This window comes from Streptomyces sp. NPDC025721, from assembly GCF_055558595.1.
The window spans coordinates 319,604-327,267 of record NZ_JBVHMF010000004.1 but is presented as its reverse complement, the minus strand read 5'-3'; the positions used below and the strand labels follow the sequence as shown (position 1 = coordinate 327,267).

Sequence of the window (7,664 nt, the reverse complement as noted above, 5' to 3'; positions counted from 1 at the left end):
CCCCCTCCCCCCCCCCCCCCCCCCCACCCCCCCCCCCCCCCCCCCCCCCCCCCCCCCCCCAACCCCCCCCCCCCCCCCCACCTCCCCCCCCCCCCCCCCCCCCGCCGTGCGGGTCGGGGACGGGTGTGCGGGGGGCGGGTTCAGGCGGCCTCCTCCAGGGACAGGCGCTGGGCGATCTGGACGCCGGCCTGGAAGCGGCTGACCGAGCCCAGGCTGCGCAGCAGGGCCGCGATGTGGCGGCGGCAGGTGCGGACCGACATGTCCAGGCGGCGGGCCACGACCTCGTCGGTGAGGCCCTGGGCCATCAGCCGGGCGATGGAGCGCTGGAGGTCGTCGTTGATGTCCTCCGCGTAGCCCGCCTCCTCCATCGCGAAGGGTGCGGCGCCGTCCCACAGCAGGTCGAACATGTCGACCATGCACCGGATCATCGTCTCGTCGCGGACCTGCCGCGCGGTGGGCGGTCCGCCCGCCTCGCCCGCGGTGACCACCACGGCCAGCGCGCGGTCGAAGACCACCGCCGTCTGCGGCACGGAGCGGATGGTGCGGATCGACGCGCCGCGTTCCGTCAGCTTCTTGGCGCGGGCGCGGGAGGCGAAGTCGGCGCGGTCGCGGTGCGGCGAGAGCACCCGTACGTCGATCTCCGTGCCGAGCGTGTCGTAGCAGGCGTCGAAGAGGTCGTCCGGGGCGATCCGCGCGTCGTGACCGGGGCGCAGGACGATCGCCTCCGTGGCGCAGTCACCTGCCGCAAGCCGCAGCAGGCCGCGGATCTCGGCCTCGCCCTCGACGGTGTCGATGACGCCGAGCGGCCCTTCCGCGCCGCCCGGACCGCCCGCGATGGAGTCGATCCTGGCGCGCAACCGGTCGGCCAGCTCGCGCTGTTGGAGGATGGCCCGCTCGATCGGCGAGGTGAGCTGGGTCGCCGCGGAGTGCGGGTCCACCGGTACGAGACCGGTGCCGGTCGTCTCGTCGGTGCGCAGCAGCCGCAGTTCCACCAGCCGTGCGGCGGCGGCGAACACCTCCCCCGCGGACAGACCGAGTTCGAGCGCCACCAGGTCGATCGAGCCGGGGGTGACGGCGCCGCTGCGGGTCGCGTACTGGTAGACCGCGACGAGATCGCCGCTGTCGTGGCCGCCGGCCGGGTGCCGGTCGTATCCCGCGGGACGCGGGTGTTCCGGCGGGCGGTCCGGTGTCGGCGCGAGGTCGGATATCCCCGTGAGCATGGAGGGTGCCTCCCCTTCGTGGATCAATGCGGTGCCGCGGCGGGTCAGGTTCCGTTCGTGCTCCGCCCATGGTGCGTCGGGCCGCCATCACGCCGCCCTCGTTCCGCTCACCGCCCCCTGATACCGGCTCCCGGCGCGCTATCGATCCGCTATCGGCCCACTGTCCGGGGACCGCCGCCGGGGGCCGCGCCATCGCCCCGGGAACCCGCGTCACCTCGTCCGAGGGGCCGGGCGAGAGCGCTGCGATGGCGGTTCGAGAGCGGCCGGCGGTCAAGTGACATCTGTGCGCGGGTGGGTCCCGCGCCCCGGACGAAGACGAAGACCGGACGAAGACAAGGGGACCGATCACCATGGCCGAGACGACGCGGGAGATACCGCGCACCTTTCAGGACGTCCTGCTGCCCCGCCTGCCGTACGCGGAGGGCGACGAGCTGACGGCGGACGCCGATCTGGCCGCGCTGGGGCTGGACTCGATGGGCGTCGTGCAGCTTCTCGCGGACCTGGAGGACCACTTCGGGGTGGAGCTGGACGACGAGCTGCTGACCGAGGAGACCTTCGCCACGGTCGGCTCGCTGTGGGCGACCGTCGCCGACTTCGTCACGCCGGAACTCGCGGCCGGCCATGAGTGAGCCGACGGTGAGCGCGTCGGCGGTGAGCGAACCGACGACGGGCCGGACGACAGCACACGGCACGGCGACGAACGGCACGGCGACGAACGGCACGGCGAACGGCACGGCGACAAGTGCGCCGTCCACGAACGGCACGGCGCCCCACGGGGCGGCGGTGGCCGCCCGCCGGGTCGCCGCGCCGCTGACCCGCCTGGACCGGCTGATCGCGCGCGGCGCGACCCACCGACCGGCGCTGACCTTCAAGGACCGCACCGTCAGCTACGGCGAACTCGCCGAGCAGGTCGCCGAAGTCGCCTACGGCCTGCACCGGTTGGGCGTGCGGCGCGGCGACCGCGTCGCGGTCTACGCGGAAAAGCGCGTCGAGACCGTCGTGTCGATGCTCGCGGTCTCCGCGGCCGGGGCCGTCTTCGTCCCGGTCAACCCGCTCTTCAAGGGCCGCCACCTGGCCGGTATCACCACCGACTGCGCGGTCACCGCGCTGGTCACCACCGCCGAGCGGCTGGAGACCGTACGCGCGGCGCTGCCGCCGGACACCACCGTCCGCCACCTGGTGCTGATCGGCGACACCGGCACCGTACTCCCGGCCGACGACCGCTGGACCGCGGTGCCGTGGGAGCGGCTGCGCGAGCACGGGCCGCTGCCGGTGCCCGGCACCGACGCCGTCGTGGACGGCGACGTCGCGGCCGTCTTCTACACCTCGGGCAGCACCGGCGGCCCCAAGGGCGTGGTGCTCTCGCACCGCAATCTGCTCGCCGGGGCCGAGAGCGTCGCCTCCTACCTCGGGCACACCGAGGACGACGTGGTGCTGGCCGCGCTGCCGTTCAGCTTCGACGCCGGTTTCAGCCAGCTCACCACCACCCTGATCGCCGGGGCCCACCTGGTGCTCACCAACTACCTGCTGCCGCGCGAGGTGGTACGGCTCTGCGCCCGCCACGGCGTCACCGCGCTCACCTGCGTACCACCGCTGTGGCTGCAACTGGCCGCCCAGCAGTGGCCGCGGGAGGCGACCGCGCGGCTGCGGTACTTCGCCAACACCGGCGGCCGGATGCCCCGCGCCACCCTGGGCCGGCTCCGCGAGATCTTCCCGCAGGCCCGGCCGTATCTGATGTACGGGCTCACGGAGGCGTTCCGCTCCACCTACCTCGACCCGGACGAGACCGACCGCCGTCCCGACTCGATCGGCAAGGCCATCCCCAACGCCGAGATCCTGGTGCTCCGCCCCGACGGCACCCCGTGCGTGCCCGGCGAGCACGGCGAACTGGTGCACCGCGGCGCGCTGGTGGCCCTCGGCTACTGGAACGACCCCGAGCGCACCGCCGAACGCTTCCGCCCGGTGCCGGGCGCCGTCCCGTACGGCGGCACCGAGTTGGCGGTCTGGTCGGGCGACACCGTCTACAGCGACGAGGCCGGTTTTCTGTACTTCGTCGGCCGCACCGACGACATGATCAAGTCGTCGGGCTACCGGATCAGCCCCACCGAGATCGAGGAGGCCGTGTACGCCAGCGGCCTGGTCACCGAGGCGGTCGCGCTCGGCGTCGGCGACGAACGGCTCGGCCAGCACGTGGTCCTGGTCGTCGCGGGGGCCTGCGACACCGCCCGGCTGCACCAGGCGCTCGCCCGCGAGCTGCCGCCGTACATGCTGCCGCGCCGCACGGTCGTCCTGGACGAACTGCCGCGTTCGGTGAACGGGAAATTCGACCGGGTCGAGCTGCGCAGGACCGTGGAGGGCAACCGATGAGCGGCGCGGCACCGGGTCAGGGCGCGGAGGGCGCCGACGCTTTCGGCGGCTTCGGCCGGCACGGCCGGTTCACCGTCGTGGACGGCGAGTTGGCCGTCGGCGGGGTGCCCGCGGGGCGGCTGGCCGAACGCGTCGGCTCCACCCCCTTCTTCGCCTACGACCGTTCCCTGCTCAGCCGCCGCGTCGCGGAACTGCGGGCGGCGCTGCCCGACGGCGTGGAGCTGAATTACGCCGTCAAGGCCAATCCGATGCCCGCGCTGCTGCACCACATGAGCACGCTGGTCGACGGCCTCGACGTGGCGTCGGCCGGTGAGATGCTCACCGCGCTCGACACCACCGTCCCGGCCGAGCGGATCGGCTTCGCCGGACCCGGCAAGACCTCGATCGAGATCCGGCAGGCCGTCGCCGCGGGCGTCATCGTGGAACTGGAGTCGGCCACGGAACTGGCCCGGGTCCGGCTCGCGGGCGAACAGCTCGGCATCACCGCCCGCGTCGCCCTGCGCGTCAACCCGCCCTTCGCGGTGCGCGGTTCGGGCATGCGGCTGGGCGGCGGACCGCAGCAGTTCGGGGTGGACGCCGAACAGGCGCCGGAACTGCTCGCCGGGATCGGCGCGGCCGGGCTGGACTTCCAGGGCTTCCACGTCTTCGCCGGATCGCAGAACCTCGACGCCGAGAGCATCTGCGCCGCCCAGCGCGGCACCGTGGAACTGGTCACGGAACTGGCCGAGCACGCGCCGGGACCGGTGCGCTACCTCAACCTCGGCGGCGGCTTCGGCATCCCCTACGCCGCCCGCGACCGCGCCCTGGACCTGGGGCCGATCGGCGAGAACCTCGCCAAGCTCCTCGACACCGTCATCCGCCCCGCGCTCCCGCAGGCGCGCACCGTCATCGAACTCGGCCGCTATCTGGTCGGCGAGGCCGGTGTCTATCTGACCAGGGTCGTGGACCGCAAGATCTCCCGCGGCACCACCTTCCTCGTGGTGGACGGCGGTCTGCACCACCAGCTCGCGGCCACCGGCAACCTGGGCCGCGCGATCCGGCGCAACTACCCCATCGCGGTGGTGGGTTCCGCCGTCGCCCCGGCCACCGAGACGGTCGACGTGGTCGGCTGCCTCTGCACCCCGCTCGACCTGCTCGGCAAGGACGTGTCACTGCCCCACGCGGAGATCGGCGACCTCATCGCGGTGTTCCAGGCGGGCGCCTACGGCCTGACGGCCAGTCCGGTCGGCTTCCTCGGCCATCCGGCACCGCACGAAGTCCTGATCTGAACCCACCCGCCGCGGCGGCACCGGGCCCCGCGAGCCTCACGTTGCAAGGAAGGCTGACGGACATGGCGATCGCATCACCCCTCCCCGCCAGAGCCACGGCGGACCCCACGCCGGACCCGGCTGCGAACCCGCCCGCGGACTCGACATCGGACTCGACAACGGACCTGACGGGTGAGCCCACCGTGGACGGGCAGGCGCCCGCCGCCCCGGTGGGCACCGCGGTCCGGTTCCGGGTACTCGGCTCCCTCGAGGTGCGCGGCTCGCAGCAAGTGGCGGTCACGGCGCGGCGGCAGCAGATCGTGCTCGCGCTGCTGCTGCTGGAGACCGGCCGCGGTGTGGGACTCGAAACGATGGTGAACGCGGTCTGGGGCGGCACCCCGCCCGCGACCGCCCGCTCCCAGGTGCAGACCGCCGTGTCGGCGCTGCGCCAGCGGATGGAGCGCGCCGGGCTCGGCAAGCGCATCCGCATGCACGGCCTCGGCTACACCCTCGACCTCGCCCCCGGCGAGCTGGACCTGCACGTCTTCGACGAGCTGGCGGCCCGCGGCCGGGCCGCCGCGGCCGACGGGCGGCCCGCCGCCGCCCGCGCCGCCTTCCGCGAGGCGCTCGACCTGTGGAACGGCGACCCGCTGCCCGAGGTCGACAGCCCCGTGGTGCAGACGAAGCTGGTACGGATCTCCGAGCGCCGCTTCGAGGTGCTGGAGGAGTGCCTGGACGCCGAGCTGCGTCTGGGCCTGCACCACGAGGTGCTCGGCGAGATCAGCGCGCTGGCCGCCGAATTCCCGCTGCGCGAGCGCCCCGCCGTGCAGCTCATGACCGCGCTGTACCGCTGCGGGCGGCAGGCCGAGGCGCTGGCCGCGTACCACCAGGTGCGGCGCACCTTCATCGAGGAGCTGGGCATCGAACCGGGGCCGGTGCTGCTCAAGCTGGAGCTGGCCATCCTCAACGGCTCCGGCGACCTGGACCTCCCGCAGACCGCCGCCCCCGCCACCGTCAACGCGACCGCGCCGCTGCCGCTGCCGCGGATGCTCCCGGCCCGGATCACCGACTTCACCGGCCACGCCGACGTCCTGGCGGAACTGACCGACCGGCTGTCCGCGCCCTCGGCGCCGATGGCCGTGATCACCGGCTGCGCGGGCGTCGGCAAGTCCGCGCTCGCCGTCGAGGCCGCGCACGCCCTCGCCCCGGCCTTCGCCGACGGCCAGTTGTACGCGAGGCTGCCGGTCGGCGCCGGTCCCCGCGAGGTCTCCGACGTCCTGGAACGCTTCCTGCGGGCGCTCGGCTTCACCGCCGCCGCCGTACCGGAGTCCCTGGACGGCCGCTCCGCGCTCTACCGCAGCGCGCTGGCCGAGCGCCGGATGCTGGTGGTCGTCGAGGACGCCGCCGACGTCACGCTGCTGCGCCCCCTGGTGCCCGGCACCCCCACCTGCGGTCTGCTCGTCACCAGCCGCGCCCGGCTGTCCGCGCCCGCCGACACGTACACCGTCGAGCTGGAAGTGCCGCAGATCCCCGAGGCCGTGGAACTGCTCGCGGCGATGACCGGCCGCGAGCGGGTGGCGGCCGAGCCCAGCGAGGCGATCGAACTGGCCGAGCTGTGCGACGGGCTGCCGCTGGCGCTGCGCGCCGCCGCCGCCCGGCTGTCCGCCCGCCCGCACTGGAGCCTGGCCCAGCTCACCGCGCGGCTGCGCGACGAACGCCGCCGGCTGGACGAGCTGTTCCACCAGGGCCTGGACGTACGGGCCGCGCTGCGCGGCACCTACGAGCAACTGGCCGCGCCCGCACGGCAGCTCTTCGCCCGGCTCGGCGGACTGCCCACGGCGGAGTTCCCCGCGTGGGCCGCGGCCCCGCTGCTCGACGTGGCGACCGCGTCGGCCGTGGACGTGCTGGAGACGCTGGTCGACGCCCGGCTGGTCGACCCGGTCGGCGGCAGCGGCGTCACCGCCCGCTACCGGCTGCGCGGCCTGACCCGGCTGCACGCCGCCGAGTGCCTGGCGGAACTGGCCGAGGACCAGGACGAGTCGGCCCCGCGGCGGCGGCTGCTCGGCGCGTGGCTGACGCTGGCCGACGAGGCGCTGCTGCGCCAGGGCGGCACCCCGGCCGCCGAACTCCACCACCCCACCCGCTGGCCGATGGAACTGCCCATGCTCCGGGCCGTGTTGAGCGACCCCGGCGAGTGGTACGGCACCGAGCGCGAGTCGCTGCTGGCCGCCGTACGGCAGGCGGCCGACGTCCACGAGACCGAGGCGTGCTGGCACCTGGCGGTCGCGGTCGGAGCGCTGGCCGCGGTCCAGCGGGCGCACGACGACTGGCGGGCCGCGGGCACCGATGCGCTGCGCGCCACGCAGCGCGCCGGGGACTCCCTCGGCGAGGCCGCCATCTTGTTCTCGCTCGGCACGCTCGACCTGCGCGAGCGCCGGTACGAGCAGGCCACCGCCCGGCTGCGGGGCGCGCTCGGCGCCTTCGAACGGCTCGGCGCCGACTCCTGGCGCGAGGCGGCGGGCAAGGCGCTGGAGCGGCTGGCCCGCGAGACCGGGGCAGCGGCCGACGGCAGGACCCCGCGTCCCGGCCGCGGCGGCGCGGGCTCGACGCCCGCGACGCCGGTCGAGACCTCCGCCTGGGGCGTCCCGGCCACCCAGCGCCGCTACGGCCTGGCCGCCAGCACCGGCGGCTCCGGCACCCCCGCGGCCCGTACCACCCCGGCCCCCCGCTCCACGGCCCCCCGCCACCGCCCGGCGGCCTCCTTCCCCACCCGCCGGCGTACCGAATCGGTGGAGGAGCAGTGACGCGGGCGCCCGACCCCGTGCGGTAC

Annotated in this window: 5 protein-coding genes; 4 read left to right on the top strand and 1 reads right to left on the bottom strand. The window is 74.9% G+C overall.

Going from position 1 to position 7,664, the window contains the following annotated elements:
* Nucleotides 1–140 precede the first annotated feature (140 nt).
* On the bottom strand, nt 141–1,220 hold the full coding sequence (locus ACZ4EF_RS09310; protein ID WP_355341381.1) for a helix-turn-helix transcriptional regulator: 1,080 nt from the start codon (nt 1,218–1,220) through the stop codon (nt 141–143).
* 350 nt (nt 1,221–1,570) lie between these two features.
* On the opposite strand from ACZ4EF_RS09310, the gene ACZ4EF_RS09305 reads away from it, so the two are divergent.
* The 4 genes from ACZ4EF_RS09305 (at nt 1,571) to ACZ4EF_RS09290 (ending at nt 7,638) form a co-directional block, all read left to right on the top strand.
* On the top strand, nt 1,571–1,849 hold the full coding sequence (locus ACZ4EF_RS09305) for a phosphopantetheine-binding protein (protein ID WP_355341384.1): 279 nt from the start codon (nt 1,571–1,573) through the stop codon (nt 1,847–1,849).
* Nucleotides 1,842–3,587, top strand: coding sequence for an acyl-CoA ligase (AMP-forming), exosortase A system-associated (locus ACZ4EF_RS09300; protein WP_467503632.1), 1,746 nt, complete (start codon nt 1,842–1,844; stop codon nt 3,585–3,587). Before ACZ4EF_RS09305 ends, ACZ4EF_RS09300 begins: the two co-directional genes overlap by 8 nt.
* Nucleotides 3,584–4,855, top strand: coding sequence for a pyridoxal-dependent decarboxylase, exosortase A system-associated (locus tag ACZ4EF_RS09295; RefSeq protein ID WP_355341390.1), 1,272 nt, complete (start codon nt 3,584–3,586; stop codon nt 4,853–4,855). Before ACZ4EF_RS09300 ends, ACZ4EF_RS09295 begins: the two co-directional genes overlap by 4 nt.
* A gap of 62 nt (nt 4,856–4,917) precedes the next feature.
* A complete protein-coding gene (locus tag ACZ4EF_RS09290; RefSeq protein ID WP_355341393.1) occupies nt 4,918–7,638 on the top strand; it encodes an AfsR/SARP family transcriptional regulator in 2,721 nt (906 codons plus the stop codon).
* Nucleotides 7,639–7,664 lie beyond the last annotated feature (26 nt).

Coding starts and splice junctions, on each gene's coding strand:
- ACZ4EF_RS09310 (WP_355341381.1), bottom strand. CDS start 1,220: ATGCTCACGGGGATATCCGACCTCGCGCCGACACCGGACCGCCCGCCG.
- ACZ4EF_RS09305 (WP_355341384.1), top strand. CDS start 1,571: ATGGCCGAGACGACGCGGGAGATACCGCGCACCTTTCAGGACGTCCTG.
- ACZ4EF_RS09300 (WP_467503632.1), top strand. CDS start 1,842: ATGAGTGAGCCGACGGTGAGCGCGTCGGCGGTGAGCGAACCGACGACG.
- ACZ4EF_RS09295 (WP_355341390.1), top strand. CDS start 3,584: ATGAGCGGCGCGGCACCGGGTCAGGGCGCGGAGGGCGCCGACGCTTTC.
- ACZ4EF_RS09290 (WP_355341393.1), top strand. CDS start 4,918: ATGGCGATCGCATCACCCCTCCCCGCCAGAGCCACGGCGGACCCCACG.